The organism is Pseudocitrobacter corydidari (assembly GCF_021172065.1).
Taxonomy (GTDB): domain Bacteria; phylum Pseudomonadota; class Gammaproteobacteria; order Enterobacterales; family Enterobacteriaceae; genus Pseudocitrobacter; species Pseudocitrobacter corydidari.
In genome coordinates this window covers 496,697-518,915 of record NZ_CP087880.1, presented here as the reverse complement: position 1 = coordinate 518,915, position 22,219 = coordinate 496,697, and the positions used below count along the sequence as shown (strand labels likewise).

Below are 22,219 nucleotides of genomic sequence, written 5' to 3'. Positions count from 1 at the left end.
AAAGTTACTCAACGGCGATGAATTATCTGTATGATGATCCCAGTATTTCTGATTTGAATATAAGGAGCCTTGCATGGAATTGCTTGAAGAACATCGTTGTTTTGAAGGCTGGCAACAACGCTGGCGGCACGACTCCACTACGTTGAACTGCGCCATGACGTTCAGCATCTTTTTACCGCCAACGAATGGAACAACGCCGCCGCCGGTACTTTACTGGCTGTCGGGTTTGACCTGTACGGATGAGAACTTCACCACCAAAGCCAATGCACAACGCGTCGCCTCTGAATTGGGTATGGTGCTGGTGATGCCCGATACCAGCCCGCGCGGCGCGGATGTCGCCAACGATGACGGTTATGATCTGGGCCAGGGCGCGGGTTTTTATCTCAACGCCACGCAGCAGCCGTGGGCTACGCATTTTCGGATGTATGACTATATTCGCGATGAACTGCCAGCACTAATTCAGGATAAATTTAATGTCAGCGATCGCTGTGCTATCAGCGGACACTCAATGGGCGGGCACGGCGCACTGCTGCTGGCACTGAAGAATCCAGGCAAATATGTCAGCGCATCGGCGTTTGCACCCATTGTTAACCCCGGCAATGTGCCGTGGGGTAAGAAAGCGTTTACAGCGTATTTAGGCGAGGATCAATCCGCCTGGGCGCAGTGGGACAGCTGTGCGTTGTTACATGCCAGCCAGGCTGACGCGGCAACGCCGATGCTTATCGATCAGGGCGACAACGATCAGTTCCTGGCCGATCAATTGCAGCCTGCGGTATTCGCGGAGATCGCTCGACAAAAAGACTGGCCGCTAACCCTGCGCATTCAGCCGGGTTACGATCACAGCTACTTCTTTATTGCGTCGTTTATTGAGGATCATCTGCGCTTCCATGCGCAGTATTTGTTGAAGTAAGCGTGGATTGCCGGATGGCGCTGGCGCTTATCCGGCCTACGAGTGCGTGCGGTCAGCGGATTTACCCGTATTCACATCAACACGTAGGTCGGATAAGGCGTAGCCGCCATCCGACATTCCCGCACGATCGGAGCGGTTGATGAGATTGCCGGATGGCGCTGGCGCTTATCCGGCCTACGAGTGCGTGCGGACAGCTGATTTTCCCGAATACACATCACACGTAGGTCGGATAAGGCGTAGCCGCCATCCGACATTCCCGCACGATCGGAGCGACCGGCGGATTTACCCGGATGCACATCAACACGTAGGTCGGATAAGGCGTAGCCGCCATCCGACATTCCCGCACGATCGGAGCGACCGGCGGATTTACCCGTATTCACACCAACACGTAGGTCGGATAAGGCGTAGCCGCATCCGACATTACTACCCGATCAGAAGCGGTAATCCACTGCCATAAAGTAGCGACGACCGTCTTCGTTATAGCTGTAGTCATCACGACTCAGGTCTTTATCCCCCAGGTTCAGCACACCGGCACGCAGCTTAACGTTTTGCGTAGCCTGCCATGCGCCGCCCAGATCCCAGGTCGTGTAGCCGCCCGGCGTTTTCGAGGTTGCGCTCACCGCGCGCTGTTCGCCGTTGTAACGCGCCGCCAGATAGAACGACCAGTCCTGTACCGGCGTCCAGTCTACACGACCGTTGGCGGTATGGAACGGCAGCTCCTTCAACGGCTTATTCCCGCCGTTGCTGAGATCGCGACCATCGTTATAGGTGTAGTTCAGCGTCACTTTCCACTGCTCGCCAAACGGGACTTTCAGCTCGGTTTCCACACCCTGAATTCGTGCTTTATTCACGTTGTAATAGGCGAAAATTGGCTTGCCGCTGGAATCAAAGCCGACAAAGTTGGAATAGCCTGGCGCCGCGCTGACATCAGAAGTACGCGCGATGTTGATCATATCTTCCACATCGTTGCGGAAGGTGGTCACGCTACCCTGCACGCCTTCCAGCCAGCCCTCTTCCCCTTGATAGTAGAGGCCGATTTCCCAGCTTTCGCTGGTTTCAGGTTTCAGGTCAGGGCTGCCGACGATACGGCAGCCGCCACGGCAGGAGTTGGTCGTCCAGTCCGGGCTCAATTGCAGCAGCGATGGCGCTTTAAAGGCCGTTGCCCAGCCGCCTTTCACCGTGACGGTATCCGTCGCGCTATAAACGAGGTACGCACGCGGGCTCCAGTGGTCGCCATAGGTTTCGTGATCGTCCATACGAATACCGGTGGTCAGCGCCAGCGGTTCAAAAATACGCCACTCATCTTCAATAAACAGCGCGTACTGACTGGCAGAGGTCTCGCTGCTGGTGCCGCCGGTCAGGTTAACCGGATCTTTCAGCTTGTCGTGTCGCCATTCGCCGCCGAACGTGATCAACTGGTTGATAGCCCCCACCGGCAGCACATATTTACCGTCAATGGTGTTGCTTTCTGAGGTGATCGGGCTGCTGTTGCCGGGGTTCTTGTTATCGACTTTTTCACCGTAGAACTTCAGCTCGCTGTTACCGACATCCCAACGACCGTTATGACTCAGGGAATAGTTTTGACGCTCAAGACGGTTCTTATCCAGCGAATCTGAATTTCTGTCCTGACGGTCAAAACCGTAACCGGCGGTGATGTCCTGATTATCCGTGGGGGTCCAGGCAAATTCGACGTTCGCGTCGCGGCTGGTAAAGCCTTCGATGCGCGGCGTTTCGCCGGTGGCGCTGGTGGTGGACGATTCCTGCTTATCTTTCTCACGTTTGGAGAGGCTACCAAAGGCTTTCACCCCCAGTACGCCATCCACCAATGGGCCGCTGGTAAAGAACTGGCCGTTGTAGGTATCGCCGCGATCGCGGTTTTCCTGAATGGTGGTATCAGCCGTGATGCTGCCCGTCCACTTCTGACCAATCTTTTTGGTGATGATGTTGACCACGCCGCCCAGCGCATCGGAACCGTAAAGTGAGGACATCGGCCCGCGCACCACTTCGATACGCTCGATGGAATCTGCCGGGATCCAGTTCAGGTCAAAGTCGTTATGGCGGAAAACGGCATTGCGCGAATTCACGCGTTTGCCATCGATAAGAATCAGGGTGTAGCTGCTGTCGAGGCCGCGAATACTCACGCCCTGGCGATTATCGCCTTCGTTGGTGAGCTGTACGCCCGGCACTTCTTTGAGGATATCTTTCAGGTTTTGCACCGGCTTGCGCTGCAGATCTTCCTGAGTGATCACGCTGATACTGGCGGGGGCATCTTTGACGCTCTGCTCGGTTGCAGCAGCGGTGACGACCATTTGTTCGCCTTCAGTGGCGGCGGTAACCGGCAGCGCCAGTGACAAAGCGGACACGCAGAGCCCGCCCCGTACGAAGGGGTTTAACCTGAACATTCCAAATCTCCATGAGGTGAATACGTAATTATTTCAAAAGGGTATTGCTCACACTGACTGCTTCGCGCTGCTGACCTTCAGCGCTTATTTTTTTATGCAGATGTGGCTGTCGCCTCTTGTCGGTCACGATTTACCGTAAGAGAGGGAGTGGCTTCATCCAGTATTAACGCGGGTGATGATAAAGAGAATGATAACAATTATCAATTAAGTTATTTAAAGTTATGTCAATATGTAATCGTTTAATTCTATCAATACGGGAATAATCTTAGGCAGGGTGTAATTTTGAGTAAAAAAAAGCCCTCTTTGCGTGAAGAGGGCTTCTCAGACGGAGGCGCTAATTATTTCTTAAAGCGCTCCGGGAAGTGCATTTCGCTGTAGCGAACGAAGCGTGTTCCACGGCTCAGCTTATAGCCGAACCAGATAATCAGGAACAGCGGGATGCCGATATAGGTAGCAGCAACGCCGCCCCAGTCGATGGTATCAGCCAGGAACGCTTCATAGTTCTGACCCAGGGTGATAATCAGGCACAGAACGAAAGCGAAGATCGGCCCCAGCGGGAAGAACCCGGAACGGTACGGCAAATCGTTAATATCGTGCCCCTGCATCACATAACCGCGACGGAAGCGATAGTGACTGATGGCAATCCCCAGCCAGGCGATGAAGCCCGTCATCCCGGAAGTGTTGAGCAGCCACAGGTAAACGGTCTGGTTACCGAACATAGAGGTCAGGAAGCACAGCCCCGCAATCACCGTGGTCGCGTACAGCGCATTACGCGGCACGCCACCTTTCGACAGTTTAGAGAAGATGCGCGGCGCTTTACCGTCGCACGCCAGGGTGTAAAGCATACGCGTTGATGCGTACATCCCGGAGTTACCCGCCGACAGTACCGCCGTCAGGATAACCGCGTTCATCACCGCGGCCGCAGAGAGCAGACCCGCATGCTGGAATACCAGCGTGAACGGGCTAACGCTGATGTCTTTAACATCGTTACGCAGCAGGCTCGGATCGGTGTAAGGAATAATCAGGCTGATAATCAGGATCGCGAATACATAGAACAGCAGGATTCGCCAGAATACCTGACGCACAGCACGTGGAATGTTTTTCTCCGGGTTTTCAGATTCCCCCGCCGCAATACCAATCAGTTCGGTGCCCTGGAAAGAGAAGCCGACAATCATTGCCACGCCAATCATCGCCGACAAGCCACCAGCAAATGGCGCATCGCCGGTTGTCCAGTTGCTCCAGCCCACCGGCTGCGCGCCTTTGAAAATGCCGATAATCATCATCACACCCACAATGATGAAGATGATTACGGTGGCAACTTTAATCAGCGAGAACCAGTATTCCGCTTCACCGAAGCCTTTTACTGAGATGTAATTGAGCAGGAAAATGACGCACAGGAACACGGCGCTCCAGATCCAGCCCGGCGTATCCGGGAACCACCAGCTCATCACCAACTGAGCGGCCACCAGGTCAACGGCGATAGTCACCGCCCAGTTGTACCAGTAGTTCCAGCCCAGCGCGAAGCCGAAGCCTTCTTCGACATAGTTCTGGCCGTAGGTAGCAAACGAACCGGAAACCGGCATATATGCCGCCAGTTCGCCCAGACTGGTCATCAGGAAGTACACCATCAGGCCAATCAGAATGTATGAGAATAATGCCCCGCCGGGGCCTGCTGCGGAAATGGTTGCGCCTGATGCGACAAAAAGACCTGTACCGATTGAACCGCCAATGGCGATCATGGTCAGGTGACGCGCCTTGAGTTCGCGACGGAGCGCGGGCGCTTGTGTGGTTTTAGTTTCGGAAACCATTTGAAAATACTGTCCATCCAAAAATTGAGGCGCGATTGTAGCAGACGAAAAGCCTGTCTTCTGGCAGAAATGCGCAGTTATAAGAGACCTTCATGATTAGCAGTCAATTATAAGTAAAGCAGTACATGCGGTTACTGGCGAGTTTCTCGCCAGCTTGCGGCAGTCTATGAGATGGTGCAGTACGAGAGAAAACGCAGTAACGCATTTGAAAGATGCTTCTGCCGATGATGAATGCGCCACAGCGTGCGATTCAGCCCCGGCAACGGCACCGTCACTTCGACCAGCTTTCCACTTTCCAGTTGTTCGGCAATCACCCGGCGTGACAAACAGCTGATGCCCAGCCCGTGGCGCACCGCATGTTTAATGGCTTCGGAGTTGCCAAGCTCCATCCCGAGGCGGAACTGCGGCAAATGCGAGAGCAGAAGATAATCGACAATTTCGCGGGTACCGGAGCCTTTCTCGCGCAAAATCCACGGCTGCGCCGACAGACGCGAGAGAGTCACCTCCCCTTCCAGCAACGGTGAATCGGGTGCGGCAAACACCACCAGCTCATCTTCCAGCCAGGGCTCCGCCACGATATCCGCCGAATGACACGGCCCCTCGATAAAACCGATATCGACGCGAAAATCCGCCACGGCATTAATGGCATCCTGACTGTTGCCGACGCTAAGCTCAATGGGCAAATCAGGGAAATCCCGGCGATAGCGGCCGATCATTTCCGGCAAAAGATAGTTACCGATGGTGCTACTGGCGTAGACGCGGATGGCGCCGTTATCTTCGCGGAACAGTTGCTCAATTTCGGTTGCCTGCTCCAGCAATGCCAGCGCGCGCGGGTACAGCAGACGCCCGTGCTCATTCACCACCAACCGTTTACCGACGCGGTCGAAAAGCTGCACGCCGAGTTGCCCTTCGAGATCGGTCAACGCCGCGCTGACCGCAGATTGGGACAACGCCAGCATCTGCGAGGCCTGGGTGGTGGAACCGCTTTTGAGTACTTCCGCGAACACTTCAAGCTGTCGCAGCGTGATATGCATATCTTTCCTGCCCGTTGAATCGGTGCTTACCAGTTATTACGATTAATTATAAATATATAATCAATTTTATCTTTAAACCAGCACGGCGTAATCTTTTGCCCAGACAAAGGAGAAGGTTATGGCAGAAATCACATTACGCGAACCTCATCGTACTGTAAGACATTATCTCCCCGGGCTGGCGCTTAGCGCGGTCATCACCGGGGCAGCACTGTGGGCCGGGAGCATTCCCGCTATTTCAGGCGCAGGCTTCAGTGCCTTAACGCTGGCTATCCTGCTGGGGATGGTCATCGGTAACACGGTTTACCCTAAAATCTGGCAGTCGTGCGACGGCGGTGTCCTGTTCGCCAAACAGCACCTGCTGCGGCTCGGTATTATTCTTTATGGCTTCCGTCTGACCTTTTCGCAAATTGCTGAAGTGGGTGTCAGCGGAATTGCCACCGACGCCTTAACGTTAACCAGTACCTTTTTACTGGCCTGCTGGTTGGGGCAAAAGGTGTTTGGCCTGGATAAACAAACCAGCTGGCTGATTGGTGCGGGTAGCAGTATCTGCGGTGCGGCGGCCGTACTGGCGACGGAACCGGTAGTAAAAGCAGAAGCGAGTAAAGTGACCGTGGCGGTGGCGACCGTCGTTATCTTCGGTACGCTGGCTATCTTCCTTTACCCGGCGATGTACCCGCTGCTGGCACACTGGTTCAGCCCGGAAACGTACGGTATCTATATTGGTTCAACCATGCACGAAGTGGCGCAGGTGGTTGCTGCGGGTCATGCGATTAACCCGGAAGCTGAAAACGCGGCGGTGATTTCGAAAATGCTGCGCGTAATGATGCTGGCTCCGTTCCTGCTTATCCTGGCAGCACGCGTAAAACAGCTGGCGCCGGCGGGCAGCGGTCAGAAAAGCAAAATCACTATTCCCTGGTTTGCGGTGCTGTTCATTGTGGTCGCGATTTTCAACTCCTTCCACCTGTTGCCGAAAGCCGTGGTTGATGTGCTGGTGACGCTGGATACGGTTCTGCTGGCGATGGCGATGGCGGCGCTGGGCTTAACCACCCACGTGAGCGCACTGAAAAAAGCGGGCGCAAAACCGATGCTGATGGCGCTGGTGTTGTTCATCTGGTTAATCGTCGGCGGTGGTGCGATTAACCTTGCGGTCCACGCCCTGATGGCATAATCCATCACGACTTCTCCCTGTTAACCCGCTATGATTACGGTTTGCTTTCCCCTCCTCTGGCGGGTTTAACAGGAGTCGTTATGAAATACATTGGAGCGCACGTGAGCGCCTCCGGCGGCGTAGCCAACGCCGCCATTCGTGCAGCAGAATTAGAAGCGACCGCTTTCGCCCTGTTCACCAAAAATCAGCGCCAGTGGCGCGCCGCCCCCCTCACCACAGAAGTGATTGATGATTTCAAAGCGGCCTGCGAAAAATATCACTACACCGCCGCGCAGATCCTCCCCCACGACAGCTATCTGATTAACCTCGGTCACCCCGTGGAAGAGGCGCTGGAAAAATCTCGCGAAGCCTTTATTGATGAGCTCAGCCGTTGCCAGCAACTTGGCCTGACGCTGCTGAACTTCCACCCGGGCAGCCACCTGATGCAAATAGATGAAGATAAGTGTCTGGCGCGTATCGCTGAATCCATCAACATCGCGCTGGCGCAAACCGAAGGCGTGACCGCCGTGATTGAAAACACCGCCGGTCAGGGCAGTAATCTCGGTTTTAAATTCGAACATCTCGCGGCCATCATCGACGGCGTAGAAGATAAAACCCGCGTCGGCGTCTGCATTGATACCTGCCACGCCTTTGCCGCCGGTTACGATCTGCGTACCACTGATGAATGTGCAAAAACCTTTGCCGAATTTGAGCGTATCGTGGGCTTTAACTACCTGCGTGGGATGCACCTCAACGATGCGAAAAGCGCCTTCGGCAGCCGCGTCGACCGCCATAACAGCCTCGGTGAAGGCAATATCGGCCACGACGCCTTCCGCTGGATTATGCAGGACAACCGTTTTGACGGTATTCCGTTGATTCTGGAAACCACAAACCCGGATATCTGGGCGGAAGAGATTGCGTGGCTGAAAGCGCAGCAGACTGAAACGGCAGAAGCCTGATATACAAAAGGGCCGAAAAATCGGCCCTTTTTATCTTTAAGAACGTGCTTACGCCGCTTTCACTACCCCTTCCGCGTCAGCGCGTTTCAGCACCGCGTAGGACAAGCCCGCCACCAGCGTACCCGCCACAATCGCCAGCAGATAACCCAGAACCGGCGTGATTGCGCCAGGGATAAGCAGAACAAACAGACCGCCGTGCGGCGCCATCAGTTTTGCGCCTACCGCCATGGAGATAGCGCCGGTGATTGCCCCACCAACGATACAGCATGGCAGAACACGCATCGGGTCACGCGCGGCGAAAGGAATTGCCCCTTCGGAGATGAAGCACAGACCCAGCACCAGCGCCGCTTTACCACCTTCGCGCTGACCTTTATCGAACTTGTTACGCGCAACCAGCGTGGCAACGCCCATCGCCAGCGGTGGCACCATGCCTGCGGCCATAATTGCCGCCATCGGCGCGTAGGTTTGCGTACTGAGCAGACCAACGCCGAACGCATAAGCCGCTTTGTTCACCGGGCCGCCCATGTCGGTACACATCATACCGCCGAGGATTGCGCCCAGCAGGACAGCATTCGCCGTACCCATGGTTTGCAGCCAGTGTGTCAGGCCCGCCAGAATGCCGGCAACCGGTTTACCGATCAGGTAGATCATCGCCAGACCAACGATCAGGCTGGATACCAATGGAATGATCAGAATCGGTTTCAGCGCTTCCATGCTCGGCGGCAGTTTCAGCTTCGTACTGATGGCTTTCGCAACGTAACCGGCCAGGAAACCCGCGATAATACCGCCGATAAAGCCAGAACCGGTGCTCACGGCTAACATACCGCCAATCAGACCCGGCGTCAGGCCAGGACGGTCAGCAATTGAGAAGGCAATGAAGCCCGCCAGAACAGGAACCATCAGGGCAAAGGCTGAACCACCGCCGATTTGCATCAGCGCAGCCGCCAGCGTATCCGGCACTTCAAACGCTTTGATACCAAAGGCAAAGGAGAGCGCGATACACAGGCCGCCCGCCACCACCATCGGCAGCATGTAAGAAACGCCGGTCAGCAGGTGGCGATAAGCGCCGCCGCCCTCTTTCTTCGCGCTGGCCGCAGCCTGAGTTTGACCGGTCGGTTGATACGGCTTCGCTTCGGCAACAGCTTTATCAAACTCCTGCGCCGTTTTCTTCAGCGCCAGACCGGTCGAGGTGCGATACATCGGTTTACCGGCGAACTTCGCCAGGTCCACTTCGATATCCGCCGCCACGATAACTAAATCGGCCTGCTCAACTTCTTCCGGGGTGATGGCATTGCCTGCACCCACGGAACCACGGGTTTCAACCTTCACCCACATGCCGCGTTTTTTGGCTTCAGTTTCAATCGCTTCCGCCGCCATAAAGGTGTGCGCGACACCGGTCGGGCACGCCGTTACCGCCACGATGCGTTTTACCGCGCCGGAGGTTGTCGGAGCCGCAATGGCAGGCGCTTCGTAAGGCAGCGCATGGCCTTTCGCTTCGCCAAGGAACAGTTCCGGGTGCGCAACTGCGCGATTGATATCGCCCAGATACACTTTCTTCCCGGCCAGCGCGTTGTCCGCCGGAAGAGCAGAACCCAGCACAATCACCAGTTCCGCATCGTTCGGGTTATCAATCAGTTCGAGCTTTGCTTTTTGCGCCGCCGCGCCCAGCAGGGTTTTCGCCATATAGGCGCGAGCCTGTCCGAGTCCGGCATCAATAATCAGCAGCGTTCTCATGATTTCTCTCCTGCTGTTAATTAAACGGTTGTAAGTCAACGCGCGCCATCATGGCCGCCAGTTGGGTACGGTCGGTAATGCCGACGTTGCTCTGGCTGACTGCCAGTGCCGCCACCGCCGTCGCCAGACGCAGTGTGTGCTCGCTGGATTCACGCATCAGCAGGCCGTAAATCAGGCCACCGACCATGGAATCGCCTGCACCAACGGTACTGACCACTTCCACTGACGGCGGCTTAGCGATCCACTCACCAGACGCATTCACCCACAGCGCGCCTTCTGCGCCGAGGGAGATCACCACATGGGCGATACCCTGTTCACGCAGGGCGTGAGCCGCGTCGATCACGTCTTTCATTTCCGGCAGCTTGCGACCCGCCCAGATTTCCAGTTCGCGACGGTTCGGTTTAACCAGCCACGGCGCGGCTTTCAGGCCCGCTACCAGCGCTTCACGGCTGCTGTCGAAGATAATGCACGGGCACTGGCTGCGCAGGCGCGTCATCCAATCAGTAAAGGCTTCCGGGCTGACGCCCGCGGGCAGGCTGCCGCTTACGCAAACCATGTCGAACTGGCCCAGCCAGCTCAGGGAGTCGTTAACAAAACGTTCCCAGTCTGCGGCGGTCACGTCGAAACCGGAGAAGTTGAAGTCGGTGACTTCGCCATCTTTTTCCGTCAGCTTAACGTTAATGCGGGTACGGCCCTGCACCACCTGAAAGCGGTTGGCAATACCGAGTTCGCTGAACAGTTGCTGAAAACCGTCCTGATTGTCTTTGCCGAGGAAACCGCCGACGGTGACATCAATGCCCAGGTCCTTCAGAACTTTTGCAACGTTAATCCCTTTACCTGCGGCGTGCAGGCCGGTAGTGCGTACCAGGTTAACTTCGCCACGTTCAATTTCTGGCGTGAAGCCAACCAGATCGTAGGCCGGATTCAGTGTGATTGTTGCAACGCGTCTGCTCATTTATGCGCCCTCCCCGAGGCCAGAGGCGATCGCCTCTCCAATTGCGTCCAGTGCCTGACGAGCATCGTCCCCCTGAGCGGTGAAGCGCAGGCGATGGCCTTTCTTCACGCCGAGTGCGACGACTTTCATCAAACTACGACCGTTCGCCGGTTTACCGCTGCCATCAAGGTTGGTGACGGTGATATCACTGCTGAACTGTTTGATTGTATTGACTAACATAGTGCCCGGACGTGCATGTAAACCATGCTCGTTGCGCACCACAAATTCTTCGCTTAATACGTCTTCCGCTGCCGCATCGTCGCTGGTCAGCAGCGCCAGCACGGTGGCGGCATCGGCTTTCAGCAGACGTTCAGCTTTATTTTCCAGCAGCAGATTGCTCAGTCGGCTAAGCACGGCTGTCGGTTGATCGTCAGCCATTGCCACGGTAATCAACATCGCGGCCTGAGATTCGCCAACGCTGACCGGGTTCGCCGCACGGCTAACCGCCACGGCGCTACGCAGGTTGCCGTTTACACCATCGCTCAGCCAGATACCCTGACCGAGATTCAGCGGCTGCTCGTTAATGGCGTGCGCGACAAAAGCGCTATCCACCGCACCGGCCTCTTTCAGACGCGCGGCGTTCAGCGCCTGCAACGTCACCAGGTCGTTTGCCGCAACATCCAGCGACAGGGTGTCGTTATCAAGCTTCAGCGATTCGCTCTGCTTTTCGCCCATCAGCAACGCACGCAGCTCTTCAGCGGTGGTCGCGCTTTTCAGCTGTTCAGCAACCGAGTCATCGCTCAGCACGTGCGTCAGCTGACGCAGCAAACCCAGGTGTTCATCTGAGCTCGCGGCGATACCGATAGCGACATACGCCGTTTGCCCTTCGCCCCAGGTCACGCCCTGCGGAAACTGATAAACCTGGACGCCGGTTTTCAGCACCTGGTCGCGCGTGTCGGTGGTGCCGTGCGGAATGGCGATGCCATTGCCTAAGAAAGTGGACGTTTGTTGCTCGCGCGCCAGCATCCCGGCGACGTAGCCTTCCGCCACGTTGCCCGCACTGACCAGCGCTGAAGCAACCTGCCGAATAGCCTCTTCTTTATCCGCGGCCTGCTGACCGGGATGAATATCCTGAACAGATAACTGGAACATGGTTCTCCTCTCCTGCTGAATTGAATCGTTTCAGCTAACATGAGAAAAAAGGCGTCACCTTATGCCGAAAGAAAGGTCAGATGACGCTGAAACGTTTCAATGGAGTCTGTCCCTTTCTTAACCAGCCTGCAAGATAAGTTGAATTTCTGATGTTTAAAGTTAGATCTACAGCACATTTTATTAGCATTAATACCACAACTGCTGACACCTTAATCGGCTGAATTTCAGGCGTCAGCAAACGTCAGCTTGAGTGAGAATTATTTTGAAATGGCTTTTTAATTTTTATGTGCGGAATTTGATGTAGATGACTGTTCATTTTCTGAGTGGCGACGTAAACTCCCGCCTCCTGTCACGCTAGCGATTAAGAGATATGCAAAACAGTTCTGCCGCCGCTCCCCGACGTTCGTTTGATCTCACCTCATCGTCGTTTCTGATTGTCGCGTTTTTAACCGGTATCGCCGGGGCGTTGCAAACGCCGACCCTGAGCCTGTTTCTGACTAATGAAGTCCACGCGCGTCCGGCGATGGTTGGCTTCTTCTTTACCGGTAGCGCGGTCATTGGCATCCTGGTGAGCCAGTTTCTGGCCGGGCGTTCCGATCGCAAAGGCGATCGCAAAAGCCTGATCGTGTTTTGCTGCCTGCTGGGCGTGCTCGCCTGCGTGCTGTTCGCCTGGAATCGTAACTACTTTATTTTGCTGTTTGTCGGCGTTTTTCTGAGCAGTTTTGGCTCTACCGCCAACCCGCAAATGTTCGCCCTTGCGCGCGAGCATGCGGATAAAACAGGGCGTGAAGCGGTCATGTTCAGCTCTATTCTGCGAGCACAGGTGTCACTCGCCTGGGTTATTGGCCCGCCGCTGGCCTATGCGCTGGCGATGGGCTTTGGCTTTACGGTGATGTATCTCAGCGCGGCGATGGCCTTTATTATCTGTGGTATCATCGTCTGGTTTTTACTGCCCAGCATGCATAAAGGTAAAGGCGCTACTGCCGGACACATAGAAGCGCCGCGCACTAACCGCCGCGATGCCCTGCTGTTGTTTACCATCTGCACGCTGATGTGGGGCACCAACAGTCTGTACATCATTAATATGCCGCTGTTTATTATTGAAGAGTTACATCTGCCGGAAAAACTGGCGGGCGTGATGATGGGTACGGCAGCAGGCCTCGAAATCCCAACCATGTTGATTGCCGGATACTACGCTAAACGCTTTGGTAAGCGCTTTTTAATGCGTATCGCCGCCGTAAGTGGGTTGCTGTTCTACGCCGGAATGCTGACGGTACATACCCCGTTTTTACTGTTGGGTTTACAGCTTCTTAACGCCATCTACATTGGTATTCTCGCCGGTATTGGCATGCTCTATTTTCAGGATCTGATGCCGGGCCAGGCCGGTTCAGCGACCACGCTGTACACCAATACCACCCGCGTCGGCTGGATCATCGCCGGGTCGCTGGCCGGCGTCGTCGCGGAAATCTGGAGTTATCATGCGGTGTTCTGGATAGCGCTGGTGATGTGTGTCATCACCAGCGGCTGTCTGATGCGCGTGAAGGACGTTTAAGGTGCCGTTAGCGCTTCAAGGGTCAGAAGCCATGTGGTTGCCTCTGTGCGGTTCGCACCGCACATCTCCGCGGACGGTTGAAGTCCGGCACAGACGTTAGGCCGCAGCGGAGAGGTGAAAATCTTACAACGCTGACGCTCGTCAAGCTGTACGCAGGGAGTGTTAGCCGGCTTGCCATTTGGCATGCCAGGGATAGGGCTGGAGATAGACGGCGCGATGCAGCAGGCCCCACAATCCGGGCGACATTCCATAATGTAGACTCTTATCAGGGGCGCAATGGCGCGCACAGTATCACCTTTTAGCGGAAGATAGCAAAACCCTTCAATTCCTCTTGCCTGAAAGCCCCGTCGCGAGTACTTTTACGCGATATTTTTGACACCCTTGTACACAGGATAATTGCAATGCCAAGAGCGAACGAAATTAAGAAAGGTATGGTGCTGAATTACAACGGCAAATTGCTGATTGTAAAAGATATTGATATTCAGTCACCGAGCGCCCGTGGCGCTGCAACGCTGTATAAAATGCGTTTCTCCGATGTGCGCACCGGCCTGAAAGTCGAAGAGCGTTTTAAAGGCGACGATCTGCTTGATACCGTAACCCTGAACCGCCGCTTTGTTGACTTCTCTTATGTTGATGGCAACGAATACGTCTTTATGGATAAAGAAGACTATACCCCGTACACCTTCACCAAAGATCAGATTGAAGAAGAGCTGCTGTTCATTCCTGAAGGCGGCATGCCGGATATGCAGGTTCTGCTGTGGGACGGCCAGTTGCTGGCGCTGGAACTGCCGCAGACCGTTGATCTGGAAATCGTTGAAACGGCACCGGGCATTAAAGGCGCGTCAGCAAGCGCACGAAACAAACCGGCTACGCTGACCACCGGCCTCGTTATTCAGGTTCCTGAATACCTGAGCGCGGGCGAAAAAATCCGTATTCATATTGAAGAAAAACGCTATATGGGTCGCGCGGACTAATCGCGATGCCTTCGCCTGATGCGCTTCGCTTATCAGGCCTACAAGGTCGGTGCAATTTATCAAATTGTTGTCACTTGTAGGCCGGGCAAGCGCAGCGCCCCCGGCAAAATGCAGAACCCGCATTAACGTAAAAAAGCCAGCTCAATGAGCTGGCTTTTTATATTCTGAAACCAAATTACAGCAGATCGCGGAACTTAGTCGCTTTCAGCGCCATCTCAACGCCGCGCACTTCTGCCAGCCCTTTCAGGCGGCCAATCGCCGAGTAACCTGGGTTGGTTTTCTTTTTCAGATCGTCAAGCATCTGATGGCCGTGGTCCGGACGCATCGGAATCGGACGCAAATCGCCGGCTTTCTTACGACGCTGTTCTTCAGTCAGAATCGCATCAACCACCGCAACCATGTTCACATCGCCCTGCAAATGCGCAGCTTCGTGGAAGGTTTTCGGGTTATCTTCACGGCAAGTAGAACGCAGGTGCGTGAAGTGAATACGGTCACCGAAGGTTTCAATCATTTTCACCAGGTCGTTATCGGCGCGTACGCCATAAGAGCCGGTGCACATGGTGAAGCCGTTATTGATGCTGTCGACGGTCTCTTTCAGCCACTGCATATCTTCGATGGTCGAAACGATACGCGGCAGGCCCAGGATCGGGCGCGGCGGATCGTCCGGGTGAACCGCAAGGCGCACGCCCACTTCTTCTGCAACCGGCACAATCGCACGCAGGAAGACAGCCATGTTTTCACGCAGTTGATCTTTGCTGATGTGATCGTACTCAGCCAGACGCGCACGGAACTGATCCAGGGTATAGCCCTCTTCTGCGCCCGGCAGGCCAGCAATGATATTGCGGGTCAGTTTTTCAATGTCCGCCGCGGTCATGGCGTCGAAATAGGCTTTCGCCTGCTGCTGCTCTTCGGCGGTGTAATCGGCTTGTGCGCCTTCACGCTTCAGGATGTGCAGCTCAAACGCAGCAAACGCGATTTGATCGAAACGCAGCGCTTTGGAACCATCTTCCAGCGTGTATTCGAGGTCCGTACGCGTCCAGTCAAGGATCGGCATAAAGTTGTAGCACACGGTATCAATGCCGCAGGTCGCCAGGTTACGAATGCTCTGCTGGTAGTTAGCAATCCAGGTTTTGTACTCGCCGGAATGCGTTTTGATATCTTCATGAACCGGTATACTTTCAACAACAGACCAGGTCAGCCCTTTTTCCGCCAGCATCGCCTGACGTTTTTGAATTTCTTCGACTGGCCAGACCTGACCATTCGGGATGTGGTGCAGCGCCGTCACGACGCCTGTTGCGCCAGCCTGACGCACATCATCAAGGGAAACCGGATCATTTGGGCCATACCAACGCCATGTTTGTTCCATCGCCTCAACCTCTCAACTTGTTATACCAATAAAATGTTCGTTAATGACGACTACCATACATGTTTATTCGTAGTGGTCAAATACGGCCCCCGCAATGATTGATCTGGCTCACATTACCCGGATAAATTCGGCACACCAATTCAATTTGTTGTCATATAACTTTACACTGGCATTGTTAATTACTGGTTAATCGGACGTGTAAACAATGAAAACAATCGCCAACAGTACGCTCCCTGAGAATGTGCAACTGCCTCATTATGATAGAAAAGCACTGCGCTCGCGGATTGTGCATTTTGGTTTCGGTGCCTTCCATCGCGCGCATCAGGCACTGCTGACTGACCGGGTGCTTAATGCCGAAGGCGGCGATTGGGGGATCTGCGAGATCAGCCTGTTTAGCGGCGACCTGTTGATGAGCCAGCTTCGCGCGCAGGATCATCTGTTCACGGTGCTGGAAAAAAGCGGCGACGGTAATCAACCGATCGTGATTGGTGCAGTGCATGAATGTCTGAACGCCAAACTCGATTCGCTGGCGGCGATTATTGAGAAATTCTGCGAGCCGCAGGTGGCAATTGTTTCGCTGACGATCACCGAGAAAGGCTACTGCATTGACCCGGCGACCGGGCAACTGGATGTGAATCAGCCACGCATCGCGCACGATCTCGACCATCCGCAGGAGCCCCACTCTGCGCCGGGTATCCTGGTCGAAGCCCTGCACCGCCGTCGCGAACGCGGGCTTTCCGCTTTTACGGTTCTCTCCTGCGACAATATTCCGGACAACGGTCACGTGGTGAAAAACGCCGTGCTGGGCATGGCAAAACAGCGCGATCCGGCCCTGGCAGAGTGGATAGCTACGCATGTCACCTTCCCCGGCACCATGGTTGATCGCATCGTTCCGGCGGCCACCGACGCGTCGCTTGCAGAAATCACCAATGAGCTGGGCGGCGTGAATGATCCCTGTGCGATCAGTTGTGAGCCGTTTATCCAGTGGGTTATTGAAGATAACTTTGTGGCGGGCCGCCCGGCATGGGAAATCGCCGGGGCGCAGCTGGTTGATGATGTGTTGCCGTGGGAAGAGATGAAGTTGCGCATGCTTAATGGCAGCCACTCGTTCCTGGCATATCTGGGCTATCTGGCGGGCTATCAGCATATCAGCGACTGCATGCAGGACGCCGATTTCCGCCTCGCGGCGCATCGCTTAATGATGACGGAGCAAGCCCCCACGCTGAAGATTACCGATGTAGACTTAGGCGCTTATGCCGACAGCCTGATTACCCGGTTTAGCAACCCGGCGCTGAAGCATCGCACCTGGCAAATCGCGATGGACGGTAGCCAGAAGCTGCCGCAGCGCCTGCTGGATGGCATTCGCGTACACCTGGCGCAGGGCACCGCGTGGCCGCTGCTGGCATTAGGCGTCGCGGGCTGGATGCGCTACGTCAGCGGCATCGACGATGCGGGTGAAAAAATTGATATCCGCGATCCGCTGTCGGAGAAGATCGCCCGGATTGTTGCCAACAGCCGTGACGACGAACGCGTTGTCGCCCTGCTAACGCTCAGTGAAATCTTTGGTACTGACCTGCCGCATAACGCGACGTTTGTCGAAAACGTCCAGCAGGCGTGGCAGCGGCTGGTACAAACCGGCGCGCGTCAGGCAATCATCACCACCCTGAATAGTTAACAATTTCTGCTTTTATGCGAAGAGAAATCATTTCTCTTCGCGAATTACTTCTCTTTTCATCACCTTTTCGCCAGGATGAATGCAATCGTAGCAACGTTGCAGATTTTTATTCTGGAGTTTTCGTGACAAAGACCAACCTGATAACCGGTTTTCTCGGTAGCGGTAAAACCACCTCCATCCTCCATCTGCTGGCCAATAAGCCCGCCGATGAGAAGTGGGCGGTGCTGGTAAATGAGTTCGGCGAAGTGGGCATTGATGGCGCGCTGCTGGCCGATAGCGGTGCGCTGCTCAAAGAGATCCCCGGCGGTTGTATGTGTTGTGTGAATGGTTTGCCGATGCAGGTGGGCCTGAATACGCTGCTGCGTCAGGGAAAGCCCGACCGTCTGCTCATTGAGCCCACCGGGCTGGGTCACCCCAAACAGATCCTCGATATTCTCACCGCCGCGGTCTACGAGCCGTGGATCGACCTGCGCGCGACGCTCTGTGTGCTTGACCCGCGTCAGCTGCTGGATGAAAAAGTGGTTCTGAACGAGAACTTCCGCGACCAGCTCGCCGCCGCCGATATTATCATCGCCAATAAAGGCGATCGCGCAACAGCGGAAAGCGAGCAGGCACTGGAACGCTGGTGGCAGCAGTACGGCGGCGCGCGCCAGCAAGTGAATGCCACACAGGGTAATATTGATATCGCCCTGCTCGACCAGCCGCGCAGCAACCTCGCCGAACTTCCCACAAGCGCCGCACACTCACACGCGCATCCGGAGAAAAAAGGGCTCGCGGCGCTCAGCCTGCCGGAGCATCAACGCTGGCGTCGCAGCCTGAACAGCGGCCAGGGCTATCAATCCTGCGGCTGGATATTCGACGCCGACACCACCTTCGACACGGTGGGCATCCTCGAGTGGGCGCGTCTGGCTCCCGTGCAACGCGTCAAAGCGGTCATGCGTATTCCTGAGGGGCTGGTGCGAATCAACCGCCAGGGCGCTGATCTGCACATTGAAACGCAGAGCGTCGCGCCGCCGGACAGTCGCATTGAGCTGATTAATGATGCAGATGCCGACTGGAATGCGCTGCAAACAACTCTGTTGAAGCTCCGTTTAGCGTGAAAGGGCTAAGGTTGCGGTCGTTGTTGAATTAAGGTGATGAAAAAATGAAAACGCGATATCCGTTAATCCTGCTGCTGAATGCTGCGGGCATAGCGCTCTTTTTATGCTGGTTCCTGCCGCCCAACCATGGCGTCTGGTTTAATGTTGATTCCGCGATTTTCCACTTCTTTAATCACGGCCTCGATGAGAGCCGCGTCTATCAGTGGTTCCTCGCTATTACCAACAACCGCGCCTTTGATGGCTGCTCGCTGCTGGCGATGGGCTGCCTGATGCTGAGCTTCTGGCTAAAAGAGGATGCCGCAGGTCGTCGGCGGATTATTATCATTGGCCTGGTGATGCTGCTTGCCGCGGTGATTATTAACCAGCTGGCGCAGAATTTAATGCCGGTTAAGCGCGCCAGCCCAACGCTATTTTTCCCGGATACCCATCGGGTGAGCGATTATTTGCACATCTCAACCAAGGATGCCTCGCGAGATAGTTTCCCTGGCGACCATGGCATGATGCTGCTCATTTTCTCGACATTCATGTGGCGTTATTTCGGCAGAAAAGCGTTTGCCATTGCGCTGGCTATTTTCGTGATTTTTGCCTTCCCGCGCGTAATGATTGGCGCACACTGGTTTACCGATATTGCCGTCGGGTCACTGACCGCGGTGTTGATTGGCATCCCGTGGGTATTGATGACGCCGCTCAGTGATAAAGCAATAGCGCTTTTTGAACGCTATCTTCCGCGGTTCAATATGACGCAATCCGAAAATAAATAACGTTCGTTATAAATTTGTCATCGGGGATCGTTTTAGATCCCCGATTTGTTTTGACCGATGAATCATTCTCCTGACCATTTTCGACACAAAATATTCGCCTTATGAATGAGTGAGTTGCCTATTTTTCAGGCTAAATTGACACTATTTTACGCATTCACAAATTTTAACTTTCTGTATCACATTTTCTTATAAGAAATCCTATAAAACCGCTCGCAATGCCTTTGTCAATCGGGTAATCTCAATCGCGTTTGCCAATAATGAGCAATTATTCTCATAGTGAATAAATTTGTGCGCTAGTCCACAGATCTGACTTTAAAGAATTGTCTCATTGTTAGCGTGTATTTAGTCTCAGACGCGTTTGGCATTTTTTATAACGACATTGTCGTTAAGGACTTCAAGGGAAAACACATAAAATGGTCAAATCTCAACCAATTTTGAGATATATCTTGCGAGCGATTCCAGCAGTAGCAGTTGCGGTTCTGCTTTCTGCCTGTAGCACAACAAAAGACACCGCCAGGAATATGCATTCTGAGACGCATGCTGTGGGCACCAACGATGCCTCGTCACTGCAAGCCTCTCAGGATGAATTTGAATCAATGGTCCGCAACCTCGACGTGAAATCACGTTTGATGGATCAGTATGCAGGCTGGAAAGGCGTTCGTTATCGTTTAGGCGGTGACACCAAACGCGGCGTTGATTGCTCCAGCTTTGTACAGCGCACCTTCCGCGAACAATTTGGTTTAGAGCTGCCGCGTTCTACGTGGGAACAGCAGGAAACCGGTAAATCCGTTTCTCGCAGCCAGCTTCGCACCGGCGATTTAGTCCTGTTCCGTGCAGGTTCTACCGGTCGTCATGTCGGCATCTATATCGGTAATAATCAGTTCGTTCACGCGTCTACCAGCAGCGGTGTAACGATCTCCAGCATGAATGAGCCATACTGGAATAAACGCTATAATGAAGCGCGCCGAGTATTAAGCCGCTCTTAATTTCACTTGCCGTCAGTATCCCTTGATTGACCGCAAGCATAAGAAAGCACTGCTCTGGCAGTGCTTTTTTTTTCCAATGATTTGGCGAAACCGATTTAAATAACCGAGACACGCATCCTTTATGCTAAGCCGTAAAACGCTGTTAAGCCGCCGAATAGCCATCACCAGCCTGCTGGTTGGCGTGTTTTTTGCCCTGTTGGCAGGCGGAACTCAGTTTCTTGTCTCTTACCACAAACGCACTGAGCAGTTTGACAATACCATCACCGAGCTGAAGACCTATCTCAATAGCTACTTTGGCGAAGTACTTAATACTATCGACACCCTGCAACCGTTAACCATGAGCTCGTGCGAGAATGTCTCCTCCGAGCTCACCTCGCGCGCCGCCTTCAGCCTCAATATTCGCGCCTTTCTGCTGGTGAAAGAGGGCCATGCGTTTTGTTCATCGGCCACGGGTCCGCTGGATATTGCGATTAAAGATCTCGTGCCTTCTCTCGACCTTTCACAAAACCAGGCGATGGCGATTTTACCCGGCACGCCCATGATGCCCCACCGCCCGGCGTTTATTCTCTGGGACCGAAGCCCACTGTTGGCCGACCGGGGTGTGTTTACCTCTATCAACGCGAATCTGATGCCCTGGATTCTGAATTCATCCAGACAGAGCCAGTACAGCGGTGTTGCCCTGGTCATTAATAATCAGACGGCAATTTCGACGTTTAACCACCAGCCTGTGGCGCTGACGAGTATCGAAAACACGCCCATCCGGCGGGCTAAAATCAACGGCGTTCCGCTGGAGATTTATCTTTATGGCAACGAAGTCGCCACGGACAATCTGCTTTATGCTCTGCTGCTTGGGGCAATGTGCGGCCTGCTGACTGGCATCCTGTGCGCCTATGTCATGACCATAAGGATGCGCCCTGGCCGCGAAATTCTTTCCGCAATCAATCGGGAACAGTTCTACGTTGTTTACCAGCCAGTGGTGCACGCCAGCGATTTACATATTGGCGGCGTAGAGGTGCTGATGCGCTGGACGCATCCGGTGGCGGGCAACATTCCGCCAGACGCCTTCATCAGCTTTGCTGAAGGGCAAAACCTGATTGTTCCCCTGACCCGCCACCTTTTCGCGTTAATCGCCAAAGATGCGCCTGCGCTGCAAAAAATCCTGCCACCCGGGACGAAGCTTGGGATCAACATCTCGCCCAATCATCTGCACGCAGAGAGCTTCAAACAGGATATTCGCGAACTGCTTGCCAGCCTGCCTGAGAATTATTTCTCGGTGGTGCTTGAGGTGACCGAGCGCGACATGCTCAACGAGAAACAGGCGATCAAGCTGTTTGAGTGGCTGCATGGCGAAGGCATCGAGATTGCCATTGACGATTTCGGTACCGGTCATAGCGCGTTGATTTATCTTGAGCGCTTTACGCTGGATTACCTGAAAATCGACCGCGGCTTTGTTAACGCCATTGGGATGGAAACGGTCACCTCACCGGTGCTGGATACGGTACTGACGCTCACCCACCGTCTGAATCTGGTGACCGTCGCAGAAGGCGTAGAGACGCAGGAGCAGGCTGCCTGGCTGCGCGATCACGGTGTGGATTTCCTGCAAGGCTACTGGATAAGCCGCCCGCTCACGCTCACTCAGCTTGTTGAGGCACATAATGAGCCTGCGAAATATTTCACAAGCCGCTAAGGGTCAATTATGATTCAAGGACATCAGGAACGGATCAT

At 54.5% G+C, this 22,219-nt stretch carries 18 protein-coding genes; 10 read left to right on the top strand and 8 right to left on the bottom strand.

From position 1 onward, the window contains the following. The first annotated feature begins 73 nt into the window (after positions 1-73). Positions 74-910 carry an S-formylglutathione hydrolase gene (fghA, locus tag G163CM_RS02310; protein WP_231826732.1) on the top strand — a complete coding sequence of 279 codons (837 nt, stop codon included), beginning with the start codon at positions 74-76 and terminating at the stop codon, positions 908-910. Positions 911-1,341: 431 nt separating this feature from the next. Here fghA and cirA read toward each other — a convergent pair whose 3' ends face one another. From cirA to yieE, 3 genes are all read right to left on the bottom strand, one after another. After that, positions 1,342-3,312, bottom strand: a complete 1,971-nt coding sequence (gene cirA / locus G163CM_RS02305; protein ID WP_231826731.1) for a catecholate siderophore receptor CirA — start codon at positions 3,310-3,312, stop codon at positions 1,342-1,344. A 338-nt stretch (positions 3,313-3,650) separates the two neighbouring features. Then, positions 3,651-5,120 carry an amino acid permease gene (locus G163CM_RS02300; RefSeq protein WP_231826730.1) on the bottom strand — a complete coding sequence of 490 codons (1,470 nt, stop codon included), beginning with the start codon at positions 5,118-5,120 and terminating at the stop codon, positions 3,651-3,653. A gap of 164 nt (positions 5,121-5,284) precedes the next feature. Beyond that, a complete protein-coding gene (gene yieE, locus G163CM_RS02295) occupies positions 5,285-6,154 on the bottom strand; it encodes a DNA-binding transcriptional regulator YeiE (RefSeq protein ID WP_231826728.1) in 870 nt (289 codons plus the stop codon). Positions 6,155-6,272: 118 nt separating this feature from the next. On the opposite strand from yieE, the gene G163CM_RS02290 reads away from it, so the two are divergent. Both G163CM_RS02290 and nfo read left to right on the top strand, forming a co-directional pair. Next, positions 6,273-7,322: a YeiH family protein gene (locus tag G163CM_RS02290; RefSeq protein ID WP_015963727.1), complete on the top strand. Its 1,050-nt coding sequence runs from the start codon at positions 6,273-6,275 to the stop codon at positions 7,320-7,322. Between the two features lie 80 nt (positions 7,323-7,402). Continuing rightward, positions 7,403-8,260: a deoxyribonuclease IV gene (nfo, locus tag G163CM_RS02285; protein ID WP_231826727.1), complete on the top strand. Its 858-nt coding sequence runs from the start codon at positions 7,403-7,405 to the stop codon at positions 8,258-8,260. Between the two features lie 48 nt (positions 8,261-8,308). Here nfo and fruA read toward each other — a convergent pair whose 3' ends face one another. Genes fruA through fruB form a run of 3 tightly spaced genes read right to left on the bottom strand, consistent with a single transcriptional unit; the run spans position 8,309 to position 12,080 of the window. Further along, a complete protein-coding gene (gene fruA / locus G163CM_RS02280; RefSeq protein WP_231826726.1) occupies positions 8,309-9,994 on the bottom strand; it encodes a PTS fructose transporter subunit IIBC in 1,686 nt (561 codons plus the stop codon). Positions 9,995-10,010: 16 nt separating this feature from the next. After that, the gene (gene fruK / locus G163CM_RS02275; RefSeq protein WP_015963724.1) at positions 10,011-10,949 is read right to left on the bottom strand and encodes a 1-phosphofructokinase; all 939 of its coding nucleotides are present in this window, start codon (positions 10,947-10,949) and stop codon (positions 10,011-10,013) included. Then, complete coding sequence (fruB, locus tag G163CM_RS02270; protein WP_231826724.1) at positions 10,950-12,080, bottom strand: fused PTS fructose transporter subunit IIA/HPr protein; 1,131 nt, start codon at positions 12,078-12,080, stop codon at positions 10,950-10,952. Positions 12,081-12,450: 370 nt separating this feature from the next. Here fruB and setB point away from each other — a divergent pair, with 370 nt between their 5' ends. Further along, complete coding sequence (gene setB / locus G163CM_RS02265; protein WP_231826723.1) at positions 12,451-13,632, top strand: sugar efflux transporter SetB; 1,182 nt, start codon at positions 12,451-12,453, stop codon at positions 13,630-13,632. On the opposite strand, the gene G163CM_RS02260 is transcribed toward setB, so the two are convergent. Continuing rightward, positions 13,629-13,883, bottom strand: a complete 255-nt coding sequence (locus G163CM_RS02260) for a YkgJ family cysteine cluster protein (protein ID WP_231828314.1) — start codon at positions 13,881-13,883, stop codon at positions 13,629-13,631. The two genes, setB and G163CM_RS02260, sit on opposite strands and share 4 nt — an antisense overlap. Before the next feature lie 150 nt (positions 13,884-14,033). Here G163CM_RS02260 and yeiP point away from each other — a divergent pair, with 150 nt between their 5' ends. Continuing rightward, positions 14,034-14,606, top strand: a complete 573-nt coding sequence (gene yeiP, locus G163CM_RS02255; RefSeq protein ID WP_015963720.1) for an elongation factor P-like protein YeiP — start codon at positions 14,034-14,036, stop codon at positions 14,604-14,606. Between the two features lie 175 nt (positions 14,607-14,781). Here yeiP and uxuA read toward each other — a convergent pair whose 3' ends face one another. After that, positions 14,782-15,972 carry a mannonate dehydratase gene (uxuA, locus tag G163CM_RS02250; protein WP_231826721.1) on the bottom strand — a complete coding sequence of 397 codons (1,191 nt, stop codon included), beginning with the start codon at positions 15,970-15,972 and terminating at the stop codon, positions 14,782-14,784. Between the two features lie 205 nt (positions 15,973-16,177). Here uxuA and G163CM_RS02245 point away from each other — a divergent pair, with 205 nt between their 5' ends. The 5 genes from G163CM_RS02245 (at position 16,178) to G163CM_RS02225 (ending at position 22,181) form a co-directional block, all read left to right on the top strand. Next, entirely contained in the window at positions 16,178-17,647 is a 1,470-nt protein-coding gene (locus G163CM_RS02245; protein ID WP_231826719.1) for a mannitol dehydrogenase family protein, read from the top strand. A gap of 122 nt (positions 17,648-17,769) precedes the next feature. Continuing rightward, positions 17,770-18,747: a CobW family GTP-binding protein gene (locus G163CM_RS02240; protein ID WP_231826718.1), complete on the top strand. Its 978-nt coding sequence runs from the start codon at positions 17,770-17,772 to the stop codon at positions 18,745-18,747. 44 nt (positions 18,748-18,791) lie between these two features. Continuing rightward, on the top strand, positions 18,792-19,508 hold the full coding sequence (locus tag G163CM_RS02235; RefSeq protein ID WP_231826717.1) for a phosphatase PAP2 family protein: 717 nt from the start codon (positions 18,792-18,794) through the stop codon (positions 19,506-19,508). A 413-nt stretch (positions 19,509-19,921) separates the two neighbouring features. Beyond that, entirely contained in the window at positions 19,922-20,494 is a 573-nt protein-coding gene (gene mepS, locus G163CM_RS02230; RefSeq protein WP_231826716.1) for a bifunctional murein DD-endopeptidase/murein LD-carboxypeptidase, read from the top strand. Positions 20,495-20,615: 121 nt separating this feature from the next. Beyond that, positions 20,616-22,181: a cyclic di-GMP phosphodiesterase gene (locus G163CM_RS02225; protein WP_231826714.1), complete on the top strand. Its 1,566-nt coding sequence runs from the start codon at positions 20,616-20,618 to the stop codon at positions 22,179-22,181. The last annotated feature ends 38 nt before the right edge of the window (positions 22,182-22,219 follow it).